This is a genomic window from Pseudomonas sp. 32_A (assembly GCF_017490905.1).
GTDB lineage: Bacteria > Pseudomonadota > Gammaproteobacteria > Pseudomonadales > Pseudomonadaceae > Aquipseudomonas > Aquipseudomonas inefficax.
The window spans coordinates 259,536-277,807 of the sequence record NZ_JAFGYI010000001.1 but is presented as its reverse complement, the minus strand read 5'-3'; the positions used below and the strand labels follow the sequence as shown (position 1 = coordinate 277,807).

17 protein-coding genes and 1 tRNA gene are annotated in these 18,272 nt (G+C 62.6%); 14 read left to right on the top strand and 4 right to left on the bottom strand.

Features of this window, described 5'->3' with window-relative positions; all coding sequences use genetic code 11:
* The first annotated feature begins 98 nt into the window (after positions 1–98).
* The 10 genes from ybgC (at position 99) to J5M58_RS01140 (ending at position 7,114) form a co-directional block, all read left to right on the top strand.
* Positions 99–551 carry a tol-pal system-associated acyl-CoA thioesterase gene (gene ybgC / locus J5M58_RS01185; RefSeq protein ID WP_015271472.1) on the top strand — a complete coding sequence of 151 codons (453 nt, stop codon included), beginning with the start codon at positions 99–101 and terminating at the stop codon, positions 549–551.
* A 2-nt stretch (positions 552–553) separates the two neighbouring features.
* Positions 554–1,249 carry a protein TolQ gene (tolQ, locus tag J5M58_RS01180; protein WP_015271471.1) on the top strand — a complete coding sequence of 232 codons (696 nt, stop codon included), beginning with the start codon at positions 554–556 and terminating at the stop codon, positions 1,247–1,249.
* Positions 1,250–1,263: 14 nt separating this feature from the next.
* Complete coding sequence (gene tolR / locus J5M58_RS01175) at positions 1,264–1,716, top strand: protein TolR (RefSeq protein ID WP_003254760.1); 453 nt, start codon at positions 1,264–1,266, stop codon at positions 1,714–1,716.
* Positions 1,716–2,813 carry a cell envelope integrity protein TolA gene (gene tolA / locus J5M58_RS01170; protein WP_112254232.1) on the top strand — a complete coding sequence of 366 codons (1,098 nt, stop codon included), beginning with the start codon at positions 1,716–1,718 and terminating at the stop codon, positions 2,811–2,813. The genes tolR and tolA overlap by 1 nt, the downstream gene beginning before the upstream one ends.
* A 26-nt stretch (positions 2,814–2,839) precedes the next feature.
* Positions 2,840–4,111 (top strand): Tol-Pal system beta propeller repeat protein TolB, encoded by a 1,272-nt coding sequence (gene tolB / locus J5M58_RS01165; RefSeq protein ID WP_046617157.1) that lies wholly within the window; start codon positions 2,840–2,842, stop codon positions 4,109–4,111.
* Positions 4,112–4,164: 53 nt separating this feature from the next.
* Entirely contained in the window at positions 4,165–4,665 is a 501-nt protein-coding gene (gene pal / locus J5M58_RS01160; protein ID WP_012273762.1) for a peptidoglycan-associated lipoprotein Pal, read from the top strand.
* A 6-nt stretch (positions 4,666–4,671) separates the two neighbouring features.
* Positions 4,672–5,478, top strand: a complete 807-nt coding sequence (ybgF, locus tag J5M58_RS01155; RefSeq protein WP_112254231.1) for a tol-pal system protein YbgF — start codon at positions 4,672–4,674, stop codon at positions 5,476–5,478.
* Between the two features lie 160 nt (positions 5,479–5,638).
* Positions 5,639–6,286 carry a 7-carboxy-7-deazaguanine synthase QueE gene (gene queE, locus J5M58_RS01150; RefSeq protein WP_112254230.1) on the top strand — a complete coding sequence of 216 codons (648 nt, stop codon included), beginning with the start codon at positions 5,639–5,641 and terminating at the stop codon, positions 6,284–6,286.
* A 17-nt stretch (positions 6,287–6,303) separates the two neighbouring features.
* Complete coding sequence (gene queC / locus J5M58_RS01145; RefSeq protein WP_207876960.1) at positions 6,304–6,978, top strand: 7-cyano-7-deazaguanine synthase QueC; 675 nt, start codon at positions 6,304–6,306, stop codon at positions 6,976–6,978.
* Between the two features lie 60 nt (positions 6,979–7,038).
* Positions 7,039–7,114: transfer RNA gene (locus J5M58_RS01140), tRNA-Lys, on the top strand.
* A gap of 233 nt (positions 7,115–7,347) precedes the next feature.
* On the opposite strand, the gene J5M58_RS01135 is transcribed toward J5M58_RS01140, so the two are convergent.
* From J5M58_RS01135 to J5M58_RS01125, 3 genes are all read right to left on the bottom strand, one after another.
* A complete protein-coding gene (locus J5M58_RS01135) occupies positions 7,348–8,307 on the bottom strand; it encodes a cation diffusion facilitator family transporter (protein ID WP_112254228.1) in 960 nt (319 codons plus the stop codon).
* A 146-nt stretch (positions 8,308–8,453) separates the two neighbouring features.
* On the bottom strand, positions 8,454–10,517 hold the full coding sequence (locus tag J5M58_RS01130) for a methyl-accepting chemotaxis protein (RefSeq protein WP_207876956.1): 2,064 nt from the start codon (positions 10,515–10,517) through the stop codon (positions 8,454–8,456).
* Between the two features lie 80 nt (positions 10,518–10,597).
* Positions 10,598–11,950 (bottom strand): APC family permease, encoded by a 1,353-nt coding sequence (locus J5M58_RS01125; protein ID WP_112254226.1) that lies wholly within the window; start codon positions 11,948–11,950, stop codon positions 10,598–10,600.
* A gap of 446 nt (positions 11,951–12,396) precedes the next feature.
* On the opposite strand from J5M58_RS01125, the gene J5M58_RS01120 reads away from it, so the two are divergent.
* Together J5M58_RS01120 and nadA are read left to right on the top strand one after the other, a co-directional pair.
* Positions 12,397–13,905, top strand: coding sequence for a YdgA family protein (locus J5M58_RS01120; RefSeq protein WP_207876954.1), 1,509 nt, complete (start codon positions 12,397–12,399; stop codon positions 13,903–13,905).
* A 278-nt stretch (positions 13,906–14,183) separates the two neighbouring features.
* Positions 14,184–15,242 (top strand): quinolinate synthase NadA, encoded by a 1,059-nt coding sequence (gene nadA, locus J5M58_RS01115; protein ID WP_003254747.1) that lies wholly within the window; start codon positions 14,184–14,186, stop codon positions 15,240–15,242.
* Positions 15,243–15,351: 109 nt separating this feature from the next.
* On the opposite strand, the gene J5M58_RS01110 is transcribed toward nadA, so the two are convergent.
* Complete coding sequence (locus J5M58_RS01110; protein ID WP_112254223.1) at positions 15,352–16,788, bottom strand: M48 family metalloprotease; 1,437 nt, start codon at positions 16,786–16,788, stop codon at positions 15,352–15,354.
* Between the two features lie 123 nt (positions 16,789–16,911).
* On the opposite strand from J5M58_RS01110, the gene J5M58_RS01105 reads away from it, so the two are divergent.
* Together J5M58_RS01105 and J5M58_RS01100 are read left to right on the top strand one after the other, a co-directional pair.
* Complete coding sequence (locus tag J5M58_RS01105) at positions 16,912–17,151, top strand: sulfurtransferase TusA family protein (protein ID WP_008097503.1); 240 nt, start codon at positions 16,912–16,914, stop codon at positions 17,149–17,151.
* 19 nt (positions 17,152–17,170) lie between these two features.
* Positions 17,171–18,241 carry an AI-2E family transporter gene (locus J5M58_RS01100; protein ID WP_112254222.1) on the top strand — a complete coding sequence of 357 codons (1,071 nt, stop codon included), beginning with the start codon at positions 17,171–17,173 and terminating at the stop codon, positions 18,239–18,241.
* Positions 18,242–18,272: the final 31 nt, after the last annotated feature.

Here is an 18,272-nt window from a genome sequence, read left to right as displayed (position 1 = left end):
TACCGCTGGCATGCCGAGGGTGCGCTGGCAATAAGACATTAATGAAGAAAAAACAGTTGCCACAGCGGATTGGCAAGCTGAGGAGTAAGCACTAGAGTATGCGCGCGCAAAATGGCCTGGAACCTTTCGCACACCGTTGTCGCGTCTATTACGAGGATACCGATGCCGGTGGCGTGGTGTATTACGTCAATTACCTGAAATTCATGGAGCGCGCGCGTACCGAGCGGCTGCGGCACCTGGGTTTTTCCCAGGCGCAGCTGGCCGAAGACAACCTGCTGTTCGTGGTCCACTCCAGCGAAGCGCGCTATCACGCGCCGGCGCGGCTGGACGACGAACTGCGGGTCACCGCGCAAGTACTTGAACTCAATCGCGCCAGCCTGCGCTTCGTGCAGCAGGTCTGGCGGGAAAAGGATGAAACGCTGCTCTGCGAAGGGCAGTTCCTGGTGGCCGCCGTGCGCGCCGACACTTTCAAACCCCGAGCCATACCCCCGGAGCTGCGTGACGCCTTTGCGGCGGACGGCTCGGGTACTCAATCGAATGCAGGAGAATAAGCGTGGAAGCTAACGTCGTCGACCATACCTCCATGTGGAGTCTGGTCAGCAATGCCAGCGTGTTGGTACAGCTGGTAATGCTGACCCTGGTGGCCGCCTCGGTCACCTCATGGGTCATGATCTTCCAGCGCAGCACCATGCTGCGCGCCGGTCGTCGTGCGCTGGATGCCTTCGAGGAGCGCTTCTGGTCGGGCATCGACCTGTCCAAGCTGTACCGCCAGGCAGGCAGCAACCCAGACCCGGATTCCGGTGTCGAACAGGTTTTCCGTGCCGGCTTCAAGGAATTCTCGCGCCTGCGTCAGCAGCCGGGTGTTGACCCGGACGCGGTCATGGAGGGTGTTGCCCGTGCCATGCGCGTAGCCATCTCGCGCGAGGAAGAAAAGCTCGAGCAGAGCCTGCCGTTCCTGGCCACCGTCGGTTCGACCAGCCCGTATATCGGCCTGTTCGGTACCGTATGGGGCATCATGAACTCCTTCCGCGGCCTGGCCAGCGCCCAGCAGGCTACCCTGGCCACGGTTGCCCCGGGTATCGCCGAAGCGCTGATCGCCACCGCCATCGGCCTGTTCGCGGCAATCCCGGCGGTTATCGCCTACAACCGCTTCTCGGCCCGCAGCGAAGTGCTGATCGGCCGTTACTACACCTTCGCCGACGAGTTCCAGGCGATCCTGCACCGCAAAGTGCACACCAGCGAAGAGTAATCAGGTAGAAGCCCATGGCCCGAGTTCGCCACAAACGCAAGCCCGTCGCCGAGATGAACGTGGTGCCCTACATCGACGTGATGCTGGTACTGCTGGTCATCTTCATGGTGACGGCGCCCATGCTCAACCAGGGCGTGAAGGTAGACCTGCCCAAGGTTTCCAGTGAAGCCTTGCCGCAGGACAACAACGTCCAGATCCTCACCATCTCCATCAAGGCCGACAAGACCTACTACTGGAACCTCGGCAGCGAAGTCGATACCGACAAGCAGATGGACAAGGCCATGACCTTGCCTGCCATGACCGACGCGGTGACCAAGATCATCGCCGCCGGCCGTGACCAGGGCAAGCAGACCCAGGTGTTCATTCGTGGCGACAAGGCTGTCGACTATGGCGCGGTCATGGGTGCCATGGGCGGGTTGCAGAAGGCCGGTGTCGGTAACGTTGGCCTGATTACCGAGGCGCCCTGATGCAACAGCGAGAGCCATCCGCCTCGGAAAGCTACTTCTGGCCCAGTATCTGGGCCATCGGCCTGCATGTGCTGGTGTTCGCCCTGCTGTTCGTCAGTTTTGCCATGACGCCTGAGCTGCCGCCATCCAAGCCGATCGTCCAGGCTACCCTGTACCAGCTCAAGTCCAAGAGCCAGGCGACTACCCAGACCAATCAGAAGATTGCCGGGGAAGCCAAGAAAACCGCTTCGCGCCAGACCGAGGTCGAGCAGCTGGAACAGAAGAAGGTCGAGCAGGAGGCCGTGAAGGCCGCGGAACAAAAGAAAGCCGACGCCGCTCAAAAGGCCGAAGAGGCTCGCGAGGCCGCCGAAGCCAAAAAAGCCGAGGCAGCTGCCGAAGCCGCCGAGGCCAAGAAAGCCGCCGAAGCCAAGAAGGCCGAAGAGGCGAAGAAAGCTGCCGAGAAGCAACAGGCCGACATCGCCAAGAAGAAGGCTGAGGAAGAAAAGAAAAAAGCCGAAGAAGAGGCCAAGAAAGAAGCCGCTGAAGAGGCGAAGAAACAAGCCGCCGAGGACGCCAAGAAAAAGGCGGCCGAAGAGGCCAAGAAGAAAGCAGCCGAGGACGCCAAGAAGAAAGCGGCGGCCGAGGACGCTAAGAAGAAGGCAGCTGAAGAGGCCAAGAAGAAGGCCGCTGCAGACGCCCAGAAGAAAAAGGCACAGGAAGCGGCCCGCAAGGCGGCGGAAGACAAGAAAGCCCAGGCTTTGGCCGAGCTGTTGTCCGACACCACCGAACGGCAGCAGGCCCTGGCCGACGAGCAGGGTGACCAGGTGGCCGGCGACTTCGATGACCTGATCCGCATGCGCGCGGCCGAGGGCTGGGCACGTCCGCCTTCCGCGCGCAAGGGCATGACGGTGGTCCTGCAGATCAACATGCTGCCGGACGGTACCATCACCAGCGTCAGCGTGGCCCGGTCCAGTGGTGACGGCCCGTACGACAGCTCGGCGGTGGCAGCTGTGAAGAACATCGGTCGCTTGACCGAGATGCAGGGTATGAAGCCGAGCGATTTCAACCAATATCGTTCGTTCAAGATGACATTTACACCTGAGGATCTAGCGTTGTGATTAAACGTCTGAGAGGACTGCTGGTCATGCTGTGCTGCGTGGCAGGCATGGCCGTGGCAGAGGAAAAGAACATCCTGGTCACCAGCGGCAGCGACCGGGCCACGCCCATCGCGGTAGTGCCGTTCGGTCTGCAGGGCGGCAGCGTGTTGCCGGAAGACATGGCCGATATCATCGGCAATGACCTGCGCAACTCCGGCTACTACTCGCCGATTCCGCGACAGAACATGATCAGCCAGCCGTCGCAGGCCAGCGAAGTGATCTTCCGTGACTGGAAAGCGCTGGGCGCGCAGTACGTGATGGTCGGCAGCATCGTGCCGTCGGGCGGTCGCCTGCAGGTGCAGTACGCGCTGTTCAACGTCGCCACCGAGCAGCAGGTGCTGACCGGTAGCGTGGCCGGCAGCGTCGACCAGCTGCGCGACATGGCGCACTACATTGCCGACCAGTCGTTCGAGAAGCTCACCGGCATCAAGGGTGCGTTCTCCACCCGCATGCTGTACGTGACGGCCGAGCGCTTCTCCACCAACAACACCCGCTATACCCTGCAGCGTTCGGATTACGACGGTGCACGTGCGGTGACCCTGTTGCAATCGCGTGAACCGATCCTGTCGCCACGCTTTGCTCCGGATGGCAAGCGCATTGCCTATGTCTCGTTCGAGCAGAAGCGCCCGCGCATCTTCGTCCAGCACATCGATACCGGCCGCCGCGAGCAGGTCACCAACTTCGAAGGCCTGAACGGTGCGCCAGCCTGGTCGCCGGACGGCACGCGCCTGGCGTTCGTGCTGTCGAAGGACGGCAACCCGGACATCTACGTGATGAATGTGGCTTCGCGTCAGATCAGCCGTGTCACCGCCGGCCCGGGCATCAACACCGAGCCGTTCTGGGGCAAGGATGGCAACACCCTGTACTTCACCTCCGACCGTGGCGGCAAGCCGCAGATCTACAAGCAGTCGGTCAGTGGTGGTGGTGCCGAGCGGGTAACTTTCGTGGGTAACTACAACGCCAACCCGAAACTGTCGGCGGACGAAAAGACCCTGGTGATGATCCATCGCCAGCAGGGCTTCACCAACTTCAAAGTTGCGGCCCAGGATTTGCAGCGCGGAAGTGTAAAGATTCTCTCGGAAACGAGTCTTGATGAGTCTCCCACTGTTGCGCCAAACGGCACCATGCTAATCTACGCCACCCGCCAGCAGGGCCGGGGAGTCTTGATGCTCGTGTCGCTTAATGGCCGCGTGAGGCTCCCACTTCCTACCGCTCAAGGCGAAGTCAGAGAACCGTCCTGGTCCCCTTACCTGAACTGATTGCGGCGTAATACTTTTGCTTAACACACTGGGGTTTCATTAGGAGTTTCACGATGGAAATGCTGAAGTTTGGTAAATTTGCTGCGCTGGCTCTGGCCATGGCCGTAGCTGTAGGTTGCTCCTCGAAGGGCGGTGACAACGCAGGCGAAGGCGCTGCTGTAGACCCGAACGCTGGCTACGGTGCCAACACTGGTGCTGTTGACGGCTCCCTGAGCGAAGAAGCTGCCCTGCGCGCAATCACCACCTTCTACTTCGAATACGACAGCTCGGACCTGAAGCCAGAAGCCATGCGCGCTCTGGACGTTCACGCCAAGGACCTGAAGTCCAACGGCAACCGCGTTGTTCTGGAAGGCAACACCGACGAGCGCGGCACCCGCGAGTACAACATGGCTCTGGGTGAGCGTCGTGCGAAAGCCGTTCAGCGCTACCTGGTTCTGCAGGGCGTTTCCCCTGCTCAGCTGGAACTGGTTTCCTACGGCGAAGAGCGTCCAGTTGCCACCGGCAACGACGAGCAGTCCTGGGCTCAGAACCGTCGCGTAGAACTGCGTAAGTAAGTTCTCATGCGTATGTGCCGCCGTGTAGTAACCGTCCTCGCACTCAGCCTGCCGCTCGCGGCCTGGGCTGAGGTCCCTGTAGTAGATGACAACGCAGGCAGCTATCCGCCTGCGGGTTATGGCACGAGCGGCGCCTATGCCGGGTCAGGGGCTTCGGCCCCTGCCTCTGCACAGGGCCAGCTGTTCATGCAGCTGCAACAGATGCAGGATCAGCTTTCCCGCCAGCAAGGCATCATCGAAGAGCTGCAGAACGATGTGTCGCGCATGAAGCAGGAAAACCTGGAGCGTTACCAGGACCTGGACCGTCGCATCAACAGTGGCGCCGCGCCTGCCGCGACCCCTGACAATTCCTCCGGTGGTGGTGCATCCGGTACCGCCCCCGATGCAGCAGCAGGTGCTGCTGCGCAACAACCGGCCGCCAGTAGCGAGCCCGGTGATCCGGCGAAAGAAAAGCTCTACTACGATGCCGCTTTCGACCTGATCAAGCAGAAAGACTTCGACAAGGCCAGCCAGGCGTTCAACGCCTTCCTGCGCAAGTACCCCAACAGCCAGTACGCCGGCAATGCCCAGTACTGGCTGGGTGAAGTGAACCTGGCCAAGGGCGACCTGCCGGCCGCCAGCCAGGCCTTCGCCCAGGTCAGCCAGAAGTATCCGAAGCACAGCAAGGTGCCGGATTCGCTGTACAAGCTGGCCGACGTCGAGCGCCGCATGGGCCACACCGACAAGGTCAAGGGTATCCTGCAGCAGGTCATCACCCAGTATCCCGGCACCTCGGCCGCGCAACTGGCTCAGCGTGACCTGCAGAAGCTCTAAGTAGCACCGTTTGAAAGAAACCCGCGCCTGTCGCGGGTTTTTTCGTTAGAATCACTGCCCTTTTTTCGTAAACACGCTGCTGCGGATAACGCTATGTCGAGTCCGCGGCAGTGCCTGACGGAGGCGGGCAGCCTGTTTAGCTGTCACGCCCGTGGCGAGCATGCAAGACACATTACGCATTACCGAAGTCTTTTACTCCTTGCAGGGTGAAACGCGAACGGCTGGGTTGCCCACGGTATTCGTGCGCCTCACCGGTTGCCCCCTGCGCTGCCAGTACTGTGACAGTGCCTATGCCTTCAGTGGCGGTACCGTTCGCACCCTCGATTCGATCCTCGAGCAGGTCGCCGGCTTCAAGCCGCGCTACGTCTGCGTCACTGGTGGCGAGCCATTGGCCCAGCCCAACGCCTTGGCGCTGCTGCAGCGGCTGTGTGACGCCGGTTACGAGGTTTCGCTGGAGACCAGCGGCGCATTGGATATTGCCGGCACGGACACCCGCGTCAGCCGCGTGGTCGACCTGAAGACCCCAGGCTCCGAGGAATCGCACCGTAACCGCTACGAGAACATCGAGCAGCTGACCCGCAACGATCAGGTCAAGTTCGTCATCTGTTCCCGTGAGGACTACGACTGGGCGGTCTCCAAGCTGATCCAGTACAACCTGGCCGAGCGTGCTGGCGAGGTGTTGTTCTCGCCCAGCCACCACCAGGTGAACGCCAGCGACCTGGCGGACTGGATCGTCGCCGACAACCTGCCCGTGCGCTTCCAGCTGCAGTTGCACAAGCTGCTGTGGAACGACGAACCCGGACGTTGATTGAGGAGCAAGCACACATGACCGACAAACGCGCAGTAATCCTGTTGTCCGGCGGCCTGGACTCGGCCACCGTGGTTGCCATGGCCAAGGCCGAAGGCTACAGCTGCTACACCATGAGTTTCGATTACGGCCAGCGCCACCGCGCCGAACTGAACGCCGCTGCCCGGGTCGCCCGCGACCTGGGCGTGGTCGAGCACAAGGTGATTGGCCTGAACCTGGACGGCATCGGCGGTTCGGCGTTGACCGACAGCAGCATCGATGTGCCGGAAGCCCCAGGTGAAGGCATCCCGGTTACCTACGTGCCGGCGCGCAACACTGTGTTCCTGTCCCTGGCCCTGGGCTGGGCAGAGGTGCTGGAAGCTCGCGACATCTTCATTGGCGTCAATGCCGTTGATTACTCCGGCTACCCCGATTGCCGCCCGGAGTTCGTCGAAGCCTTCGAGCGCATGGCCAACCTGGCGACCAAGGCCGGCGTCGAAGGGCAGGGCTTCCGTATTCAGGCGCCGCTGCAGAACATGAGCAAGGCGCAGATCGTACAGGCTGGCATGGCTCGCGGCGTGGATTACAGCCTGACCGTTTCCTGCTACCAGGCCGACGATGACGGCCGCGCCTGCGGCAAATGCGACAGCTGCCGCCTGCGTGCCGACGGCTTCAAGGCAGCTGGTGTCGAAGACCCGACGCGATACTTTTGAAAAAAGTTTGATGGGGTGTTGATTTCCCGTTAGAAATCAGTATTATACGCGCCATCCAACGGGTCGTTAGCTCAGTTGGTAGAGCAGTTGGCTTTTAACCAATTGGTCGTAGGTTCGAATCCTACACGACCCACCATACTCAGTACGTCAAAGCCCGCTACCGGCAACGGTGGCGGGCTTTTTCGTTTTCCGTTGGCCGAGTTTTATTGCTCGGTTTGCGCGATCGCTTGTAGGAGCGGCCTTGCGTCGCGATCGGGCTGCGCAGCAGCCCCAGGGTTTCAGCAAAAATGCACAAATTGCTGGGGCTGCTGCGCAGCCCGATCGCGACGCAAGGCCGCTCCTACAGGGGCTGCGCAGACTCCAGATGGCTTATTCAGCCCACTCCGGATCCCCGGTAAACACCACCGTCAGCCAGCGGTCCGGCCCTTCACCCCCCACGGCATCACCGATCTCGTTGCGCCACGCATCCCATTCATCGATGGTTTTCGCGGCCATGGCCTTGGGTACGATGAAATACAGTTCGATCTCCCGCGAGCGCCCGACCTTGGCCACATAGGCGCGGTACGACTGCAATCCATGGCGTGCAACGAAGGCCTTGGCGACTTCATCCACGTGCAGCTTGAGGTCGCCGGGGGTCACCAGGAAGATTTCCGAAAGAGCCTGGCGCACCACCGACATCGGCAACGGCACTATCACCAGGCAGACCAGCGCCAGCACCGCTGGGTCGATGTACGGCGACACCCACTCCAGCGACGTGCCCTGCACCGCATATCCAAAGCAGAAGGCGATCAACAGCGCAGCGGTGATGCTGGCCGACATCACCCAGCCCTTGACGTCCATGCGCACGAAATCCGAGCCCAGCTTGCGGTTGGCACGGGCCTCGACAATGGCAATGGTCACGCAGGCGATCACGGTCAGCACCGCGTAGACCATGGCGATACCGAACTCCAGGTGGCGCCCGCCTTGCAGCAGGCTGCTGACGGCGTTAATCAGCGCATAGATGGCCACGCCGCTGAGCAGGATGCCGTTGAGGGCCAGCACCATCGGCTCCAGGTGCCAGAAGCCCATGGTGAAGCGCTCGCGCAGCTTGCGTGACATCTGCACGCTGGTGGTGTGCGCGGTAATCAGCCTGACCACCACCAGTGACAGCCCGCTCATGCTGGCATCGACCAGCGAATAGACGCCGTCGAACACGATGGAGAACGAGCCAGACGCCAGGCCGAAGGCGATGCCGATGACGGCGATGAACAGGGTGACAGCGATCGAGGTGCGTAGCAGGCCCTGTTCGCTGGTGATGTCAAAGAAGGAAGATCTGGTTGGGGTTTGCATGATTGTGCTCGGTAAATAGCCCTGCTGCTGTGTTGTATGTGCTGGCCTCTTCGCGGGTAAACCCGCTCCCACAGCTTTATGCTCTGACCTTGAAGGCGGCGCCGACCTTGTGGGAGCGGGTTTACCCGCGAAGAGGCCCTGACAGGCTAGACGCGGAACTGCTCCATCAACGCCTGCTGCTGGTTGGCCAGCCGGTTCAGGGCCTGGCTGATCCGCGCCGACTCGTCTGCCTGGCCGGCCAGCGATTCGGTCACATCGCGAATGCCGGCCACATTGCGGTTTACCTCCTCTGCCACGGCGCTCTGCTCTTCGGCTGCCGAGGCAATCTGCAGATTCATGTCGCTGATCACCGCCACTGCCTCGCCAATACGTTGCAAGGCTGGCACCGCCTGCTCCATCCGCGCGGCGCTGTCCTGGGCCTGACGCCGGCCTTCGTGCATTGCGCCCACCACATCCTGGGTGCCTTGCTGCAAACCTTCGATGACCTGGCGAATTTCCTCCACCGACACCTGGGTACGCTGGGCCAAGCCGCGCACTTCATCGGCCACTACGGCAAAACCACGCCCGGCTTCGCCTGCGCGGGCAGCTTCGATGGCGGCGTTGAGCGCCAGCAGGTTGGTTTGCTCGGCAATGGTGCGGATCACTTCCAGTACCGAACCGATCTGCCCGCTGCGGCCTTCCAGCGCGTGCGCCTCGTCCATGGCAGCGTTCATGCCGGCATTCAGGCGGTCGATGCCCTGCCGGGTGCTGTCGATCAGTTGCAGGCCCTCGCGGCTGGCCTGGTCGGCAGCGCGTGCGGCCTGGGCCGCCTGCGAGGCGTTGTGGGCGACATCCAGGGCGGTGGCACTCATCTCATTGGCGGCGGTGGCCACCTGTTCGATTTCGCGGTGCTGTTGCTGCATGCCGTTGCTGGTCTGGCTGGCGATGGCTGCCGACTGGTCGGCAGTGCTGCGTGCCTCCCGCAGCGAGCCTTTGACCTGGGCTATGACCGGCTGCAGCTTGTCGAGAAAGCGGTTGAACCAACCGGTAAGCTGGCCCAGTTCGTCCTGGCGGGCGTAGTCCAGGCGGCGGGTGAGGTCGCCTTCGCCGCTGGCGATGTCTTCCAGGCGCGCGGCCACGGCCAGGATTGGCCGGGTCACACCGCGCGCGGTCAGCCACACCAGCAGCAAGCCGACTACCGCAGCGCCCAGACCAACCAGCAGGCTGGTGAGGTTGGCGCTGTGGTTGTGCGTGTCCAGGCGCTGGTTGAGGGCTACGGCAGGCGCCTGCAGCACGCTTTCCGGCAGTTCCAGCAATACCTGCCAAGGGGCGGCGTCAGGGATTGGCGTGAACGGGTGGGCAACCCGCAGCAGGCCGCCGGCTACCGTCTTGTCCATCGGCTCGCCCAGCTTGCTGTCGTCGCGGCTATTGCCGGCCAGCAGGCCGGCCGCGCTGGCGATGCTGACCTGGCCCTGGCCGTCGAACAGCTCCCGGCGGCCGTCCAGGCTCAACTGCTGCAGGTTGGAAAGGCCGATGTCCAGGCCGACCACGCCGACCACCTTGCCGTGCTCCAGCAGCGGCAGCGCGATGCTGGTCATCAGCACCTGTCGGCCATTCACTTCGTCGAGGTATGGCTCGAGCATGCAGGTTCTGGCGGTGTCCTGCGGACAGGTCAGCCAACGGTTCTTCGCCGCGCCGTTGCTGCCGATGCTGGCGTCACCGAGCATCGATTCCGGCATGGCTTCAAGCTCCAGGGTGCCGGGGCTGGGTTGTGACCAGTACAGCGAGAAACGCCCGGCCTCGTTGCTGCCCATGGCATCCTGGCCGAGGTACTGGCTGTCCGGGTCCAGAGCGTTGGGCTGGAATACCAGGTACAGGCCGATCACATCCGGGTTGCCAGCCAGGCTGGCACGGGCCTGGCGCGTCAGCTCGGCGCGCAGGTCGTTGCCGCCACGGGCCTTGAGCACCTGCACCAGGCGGGCAAAGCCATTGCCGTACTGGTAGGCGTCCATGAAATAGCGCTGAATGCGCAGGGCCTGGGTTTTGGCATGGGCCTCCAGGCGCAGGCGTGCGCTGCTGTCGAGCATTTCGGTGTTGGCCTGGTTGACCAACGCCGCGCTGCGCCGCGCCTGGGCCAGCGATGTGGTTACCAGCAGGGCGACGATGGCCAGCAGGCAGAGGCCGGCGAGCAGGGTGATCTTCCATTGGATGGAGAGGCGACGCAGCGGCATGAGGGCTTTCCTTTTCGATCAAATGCAACGCCCGCGATCAGGCGCGGGCGTTGTCGGCAGCATGGGTCATTCAGCGACGGTCATTCAGCGACGTAGTTGGGCGGCGCGTTCCTGAAAGCCTTGGTCAGCCAGGCCAGGTAGAGCAAGCCGAGCACAGCCCAGACGCCACCGAACATCAGCGAGTGGGCATTCAGGTCCAGCCACAGCGAGACGATGATGCAGAAGCCGATGGTCGGCAGCACCAGGTACTTTAGCTGGTTGGCCAGGCCTTGCCGCTTGCCTTCGCGCAGGTAGCAGTGGTTGATGACCGACAGGTTGACGAAGCTGAACGCGACCAGCGCACCGAAGTTGATGATCGAGGTGGCGGTGACCAGGTCGAAGAAGATCGCCGACAGCGAAATCAGCCCCACCACCGCGATATTCAGCACTGGCGTCTTGTAGCGCGAGTGCAGGCGGGCGAACAGGCTGGCCGGCAGCACGTTGTCACGGCCCATCACGTACAGCAGGCGCGACACGCTGGTCTGCGAAGCCAGGCCCGAGGCGATGGTGTTGATCACGGTGCAGGCGATGAAGATCGACTGGAACAGCTTGCCGCCGACGTACAGGGCGATTTCGGGCAGTGCCGCTTCATGGTCATGGAAGCGCGCCATGGTCGGGAAGTAAGCCTGGATGAAATACGACACAGTGATGAACACCACGCCGCCGATCAGTGCGGTGAGGAAGATAGCCCGTGGGATGGTCTTGCTCGGGTTGTGGGTTTCTTCGGACAGGCAGGTGACAGCGTCGAAACCGAGGAACGAGAAGCACAGGATGGTCGCACCGGCGGCCAGGGCGCTGAACTGAGTCTGGTCGTCGGCGAACGGCAGCAGGCTCCAGGCGGTACCCAGCCCTTCACCTTGGTCCAGGCCGCGTACGCACAGGTAGATGAACACGGCGATGATCGCCACCTGCACGGCCACGAAAAGCAGGTTGAAGTGCGCCACCAGGTTCACACTGCGCATGTTGATCAGGCTGATCAAGGTGACGAAGCCGGCCACCCACATCCACTCCGGTACTTCTGGGAACATGGCCGAAAGGTACAGCTTGGCCAGCAGCGCGTTGACCATTGGCAGCAGCAGGTAGTCCAGCAGCGACGACCAGCCGACCAGGAAGCCCACGTGCGGGTTGATCGCCCGTTGGGTGTAGGTGTAGGCCGAGCCCGACTGCGGGAAGCGTCTTACCAGGGTGCCGTAGCTCACGGCGGTGAACAGGATCCCGGCCAGCGCCAGGATGTAGGCGCTGGGTACGTGGCCGGCAGTTATCCCGGAAACGATGCCGAAGGTGTCGAACACGGTCATGGGGGTCAGGTAGGCCAGGCCGATGATGATCACGTGCCACAGACGCAGGGTTTTACGGAGTTGGCCGTTGCCGGAGGCGCTGTGGTCAGGCTGCATGCTGGCATGGCTCCTGCGGCTGGGCGTAAACGGCGGGCACGGTGTACTGCGCATGCGGCAAGGGCGAGCGGGTGGGCTCCATGTTGTTCACCTTTTATTGTTGGAGCAGCGGGGACGCGGGGGAGCGCGCAAAGTGGTGAAAATAAAAAACGATGGGTAGCTTAGTGTCAAGTTAAACATGACAAGATGTTGCTGGATTGAAATATTTATCGATCAAAGTGGGGTTTTGTTCGGTTTTTGCGCGTTTTTTTGCGGTTTTGATCAATTTTGGTGTTCGCAAAAATTAACGAATGCCGGCCTGCCTTGGAAGGCATGTCAGGCGCTTCCCAAAAACGGGATTTCTTGAGCCTGGCCAGCGCCAGGGCTGGGCTGCGGTGGTACTCTTGGCGTCCTGTGTGGCCCTTGGCCGCCTACGAAGCCCTTATGGACAGCAATCGGTTCTATTCATGAAGAAATCAGTTGGCATCCTTTCCGGCCTGGCTATCGCCATCGCCGTCGCAACCACCGCTGGCGCCTGGTACACCGGCAAGCAGCTGCCAGCAGAGCTGGACAACGCCCTGGTCCGCAGCAACGCGGAACTCAAGAAGGCCCTGGTGAGCACCGGTGGCAGCATGAGCATCGAACGGGTGTCGCTGGAGCAGCATTTCTTCAGCAGTACCGCCCAGTACCGGCTCAAGGCCCGCGATATCAACCTGGGCGAAGGCGAAGTGGTGAATTTCGACGTGGGCGTGACCGACCAGATCGAGCACGGCCCGTTTCCCTGGTCACGGGTAAAGGCATTGAAGCTGATGCCGGTGCTGGCAGTCAGCAACAGCACGCTGCAGAAGGACGACACCACCGCACCGTGGTTCGCCGCAGCGGGCGAGCAAGCCCCGGTCAGCGCTCAGACCAGCCTGGGCTACGACGGTAATGTGGTCAGCCAGGTACGGCTGGCACCGGTCAAGCTCGACGAAGCGGATGGCAACAGCCTCGACTTCTCGGGCATGCAACTGCAGGTCAGCGGTGACCAGGAAGGCAAGGCCTCGAACTTCCAGGGCCAGGCCGACCGGTTCGTGATGAAACTGGTACGCGATGACCAGCCGCCTGCCACCTTCGAGCTCAACGGCCTGAAAGTCGGCGGCCAGTTGGCGGCCACCGCGCACGAGGCCATCTATGTGGGTAACGTCGACCTGGCGCTGGCCGAAACCAAGGTCACCCTTGGGCCCAAACAACAGGTGCTGGTAATCAAGGCATTGGAGCAGAACGCCCTGCAAACCCTTGACGGCCCGGATACCGTGGGTGGTCGCGTGGAGTACAAGGTCGGGGATATCACCTGGGATGGCCGTGCCGTGGGCAAGGCGCAGATGGCGGTGAGCATCACTTCGGTCAACGCGCCGGCGCTACAGGCGCTGTCCACCTGGTACCAGGCGCACCTGCCGGAATTCGAGGCCGCCGCTGCCGCTGGCCAGCCGGTGCCGGAAATCCAGATGGACGATGAGGAGAAGGCCAGGTTCCAGGGCGAGCTGCAGAAACTGCTGGCTGCCAAGCCCCGGGTGGCGGTGGAAAACCTTTCGTTCAGGACTGCCAATGGCGAAAGCCGCTTTGACCTGTCGATGGGCTTCGCCGCCCCGGCCAGCTTCGACCTGCCGCCAGACCAGTTGAGCAAGCAATTGATCACCGAGGTGAAGAGCAAGCTGTCGTTGTCCAAGCCGATGATCGGTGACCTGGCAACCTTGCAGGCACTGCTGGATGGCCAGACCGACGCCCAGGCCATTGCCATGCAATCGAGCCAGGCCGGGGAAATGGTCGGCATGATGGCGCTGCAGAGCGGCATGGCCACCGTGCAGGGCAATGATGTGGTGAGCAGCCTGCACTATGCCGATGGCATGGTCGACTTCAATGGCAAGAAGATGACCGTGGAAGAGTTCGCCATGCTCATCGCGGCGCACCTGGCGGCCCTCTCGCCGCAGGGCTGATCGTTTCTCCTGTACCGGCCTCTTCGCGGGTAAACCCGCTCCCACAGGGTCTGCCCAATTCCTGTGGGAGCGGGCGCGCCCGCGAAAGGGCCAGCACAGGCAACACAAAAACCACTTTAGAAATCGCCGGATTGTCTGTAGCCTTCGGCCTCCGATAATAATCCGCGCCCGCAGAGGGCCGTGGCGGCCTGCGAGCCGTCCGGCGCCCTTAGCCGATCTGTCAGGGCCGGGTGATACACTCGATTCGACGCGCGCACGCGCCTGCAGGTCCAGCGATCATGACCCAGATTTCCGAACGCCTGTTGGTTCAGGCCCACCTCGACGCCAAGCAGCCAAACCCGCTGACAGCCGAGCAGGAGGCCGAATACCGTGCGGCCATTGCTGCCGAGCTCAAGGCCCAGAACGCCGTGCTGGTCGCCCACTATTACTGCGACCCGGTCATCCAGGCGCTTGCCGAGGAGACTGGCGGCTGCGTGTCCGACTCGCTGGAAATGGCCCGCTTCGGCAAGAACCACCCGGCCGAAACCGTGATCGTTGCCGGTGTGCGTTTCATGGGCGAGACCGCAAAAATTCTCACCCCGGAAAAGCGCGTGCTGATGCCGACCCTGGAAGCCACCTGCTCGCTCGACCTGGGCTGCCCGGTGGAAGAGTTCTCGGCGTTCTGCGACCAGCATCCCGAGCGTACCGTGGTGGTCTACGCCAACACTTCCGCTGCCGTGAAAGCCCGTGCCGACTGGGTGGTGACCTCGAGCTGCGCGCTGGAAATCGTCGAGAGCCTGATGGACAACGGCGAAACCATCATCTGGGGCCCGGACCAGCATCTGGGCCGTTACATCCAGAAGCAAACCGGTGCCGACATGCTGCTGTGGGACGGTGCCTGCATCGTTCACGAAGAGTTCAAGTCGCGCCAGCTGGCCGACATGAAGGCGCTGTACCCGGATGCGGCGATTCTGGTGCACCCCGAGTCGCCAGAAGCGGTGATCGAGCTGGCCGACGCGGTGGGCTCCACCAGCCAGCTGATCAAGGCTGCCCAGACCCTGCCGAACAAGACCTTCATCGTCGCCACCGACCGCGGCATCTTCTACAAGATGCAGCAGCTGTGCCCGGACAAGGAGTTCGTCGAAGCCCCCACCGCCGGTAACGGCGCGGCATGCCGCAGCTGCGCGCACTGCCCTTGGATGGCGATGAACACCCTGGAACGTGTGCTGGATTGCCTGCGTAACGGCACGAACGAGATTTTTGTCGACCCGGCGCTGGTGCCCAAGGCGATCAAACCGTTGAACCGGATGCTGGACTTTACCCAGGCCGCGCGCCTGAAGTTGTCCGGGAACGCCTGACGATATACCGCGTCGCTTTCTTCGCGGGCACGCCCGCTCCCACAGGTACTGCATCGCCTTTGCAAGCGGTGCGGTCCCTGTGGGAGCGGGTTCACCCGCGAAGAGGTCCTCAACGCCCCATCATTTCCTGAACCATGCGCCGCTGCTCCATGATCTCGCGCTGGCGCTGGTCAATCTGTGCTGCCAGCGGGAAGTTGCCACCCGATCGGCGCTTGGCGTAATCCAGCTGCTGGATCGCCTGGTCGAAATCGCCCACCAGGGTGAAATACTCGGCCCGCGCCCGGTGCAAGCCAATGGTATTTCCCGAAAGGCCACGCACTTCGGCCATGTCGTACCACACGTCCGGGTCATCCGGCCGGCTCTTCACCAGTTCGTTCAGCACCTTTTCCGCCTCGGCGGGCTTGTTCTGCTTCACCAGCAGGTCGGCACGCACCTGCTTCAGCGGGTAATTGCCCGGGTACAACCCCTGCATGCGTTCGGCGCGCTGCTGCGCGTCGGCCAGGCGGTTGTTGGTGATGTCCAGGTCGATCTGCGCCAGGTTGTAGGTAATGTCGTTGGGCGCCTTGGCCAGTAGCGGCTTGAGCAGTTCACGTGCTTCGTTCAGTTGGCCGCCCTTGATCTGCGCCAGTGCCAGGCCGTAGCGTGCTGCGTCCAGCTTGGGGTCTTCGTCCAACTGGGCGCGGAAGCGCTTGGCCGCCAGCCCTGGGGTGCCTTCGTAGGTCAGTGCCACCCGGGCGCGGATCAGCTGGTAGCGCATGCTGTCCTCGACGCCGCCCTTGGGGGCCTGCTCGGCACGGTTGCGGGTGTCGGCGATACGCGACTCGGTCACCGGGTGAGTCAACAGGAACTCCGGCGGCTTGGCGTCGTAGCGGTATTGCCGGGCCAGGCGTTCGAACATGGTCGGCATGTTGCGCGGATCGTAGCCGGCCTTTTCCAGGTTCTGGATGCCGATGCGGTCGGCTTCCTGTTCGTTCTGCCGCGAGAAACGCCGCTGTTCCTGGATCGCCGCCGCCTGGGTACCGGCGATCACACCGATACCGGCATCACCGCCGCCACCGGCGGCCAGCACGATACCGGCCAGCAGCGCCGCCATCATCGGCAGCTGCATGCGCTGCTGGGCCTCGACGCCACGGGCGAAGTGGCGCTGCGACAAGTGCGCCAGTTCGTGGGCCAGTACCGAGGCGTACTCGCCTTCGGTCTGGGCGTTGAGGAACAGCCCGCCGTTGACCCCGACGATGCCGCCCGGGGCGGCAAAGGCGTTGAGCTCACGGCTGTCGATGAGGATGAATTCCAGGCGGCGGTCCTGCAGTTGGCTGGTTTCGGCCAGGCGGTACACGCTGGTTTCGACGTAGTCCTTGAGCTGCGGGTCGTTGAGCTGGTTGACCTGGCCACGCAGCAGGCTCAGCCAGGCACGGCCGAGCTGGTGCTCCTGTTGCGGCGAGACGATCGCGGAACTGGCATCACCCAGTGATGGCAGGTCGTCAGCGTGGCCTGGAAGGGCCAACAGGCAGGCCAGCGTCAGCAGGGTAGGGCGCAGTAGATTCATGCATGAAGCTCGCGTCGGTCAAAGATACCTACTGTAGCGGGCTCACACGTTGGCGACCAGTGGCGCTATCCTAGCCGGCCAAATCCAGATACAGCCTGGCAATGCCTTTTGGAGAGCCCCGCAATGAGTGACACCCTGACCTGTGACGCCGAACTGGACGCCAGCGGGCTGAATTGCCCTTTGCCGCTGCTGAAGGCAAAGATGGAGCTCAACCGCCTGGCCAGCGGCGCGGTGCTCAAGGTAATCGCCACCGACGCCGGTTCCCAGCGCGACTTCCGCACTTTCGCCCAGCTGGCAGGTCATACCCTGCTGCGGGAAACGGCCGAGGCCGGCACCTACACTTACTGGCTGCGCAAGGCCTGAGTCTTTCCAAGGATCGTCAATGTTCAAAGTGCTTCGCGACTGGATGCAGCGCTACTTCTCCGATGAGGAAGCGGTGGTGCTGGCGGTTCTGTTGTTCCTGGCTTTTACTGCGGTACTCACCCTGGGTGGCATGCTTGCGCCGGTGCTGGCGGGCATGGTGCTGGCGTTTCTGATGCAGGGGCTGGTCAACGCCCTGGAGCGTGTACGGGTGCCGACCCGGTTGGCGGTGCTGCTGGTGTTCGCCCTGTTCATGGGCGCGCTGGCGGTGTTCATGCTGGTACTGGTGCCGTTGCTGTGGCACCAGTTGATCACCCTGTTCAACGAACTGCCGGGCATGCTCGGCAAATGGCAGTCGTTGCTGTTGCTGTTGCCTGAGCGCTACCCGCACCTGGTGTCGGACGAGCAGGTGCTGCATGCCATCGAGTCGGTGCGCGGGGAAATCGGCAAGTTCGGCCAGTGGGCACTGACCTTTTCGTTATCGAGCCTGCCGCTGCTGGTCAACGCCATGATCTACCTGGTGCTGGTGCCGATCCTTGTGTTTTTCTTTCTCAAGGACCGCGAACTGATTGGCCGTTGGGTCAGCGGTTACCTGCCACGCCAGCGCACCCTGCTGAACCGGCTGGGCAGCGAGATGAACCGGCAGATCGCCAACTACATTCGCGGCAAGGGCATCGAGATCCTGATCTGCGGCATTGCCACCTACATAGCCTTCATCAGCCTGGGGCTCAACTACGCGGCACTGCTGGCGCTGCTGGTCGGGCTGTCGGTGGTGGTGCCTTACGTGGGCGCGGTTGTGGTCACGGTGCCGGTGACCTTGATAGCGCTGTTCCAGTGGGGCTGGGGCGACCAGTTCATCTACCTGATGACGGTGTACGCGATCATCCAGGCGCTGGACGGCAACGTGCTGGTGCCGCTGCTGTTCTCCGAGGCGGTCAGCTTGCACCCGGTGGCGATCATCTGCGCGGTGCTGCTGTTTGGCGGGTTGTGGGGGTTCTGGGGGATCTTCTTTGCGATCCCGCTGGCGACCTTGATCAAGGCCGTGCTGGATGCCTGGCCGCGGCAGGAGCCTAGCGTTTCACCGATGCTTTGATGTAACTGGGGCCGCTTTGCGGCCCATCGCG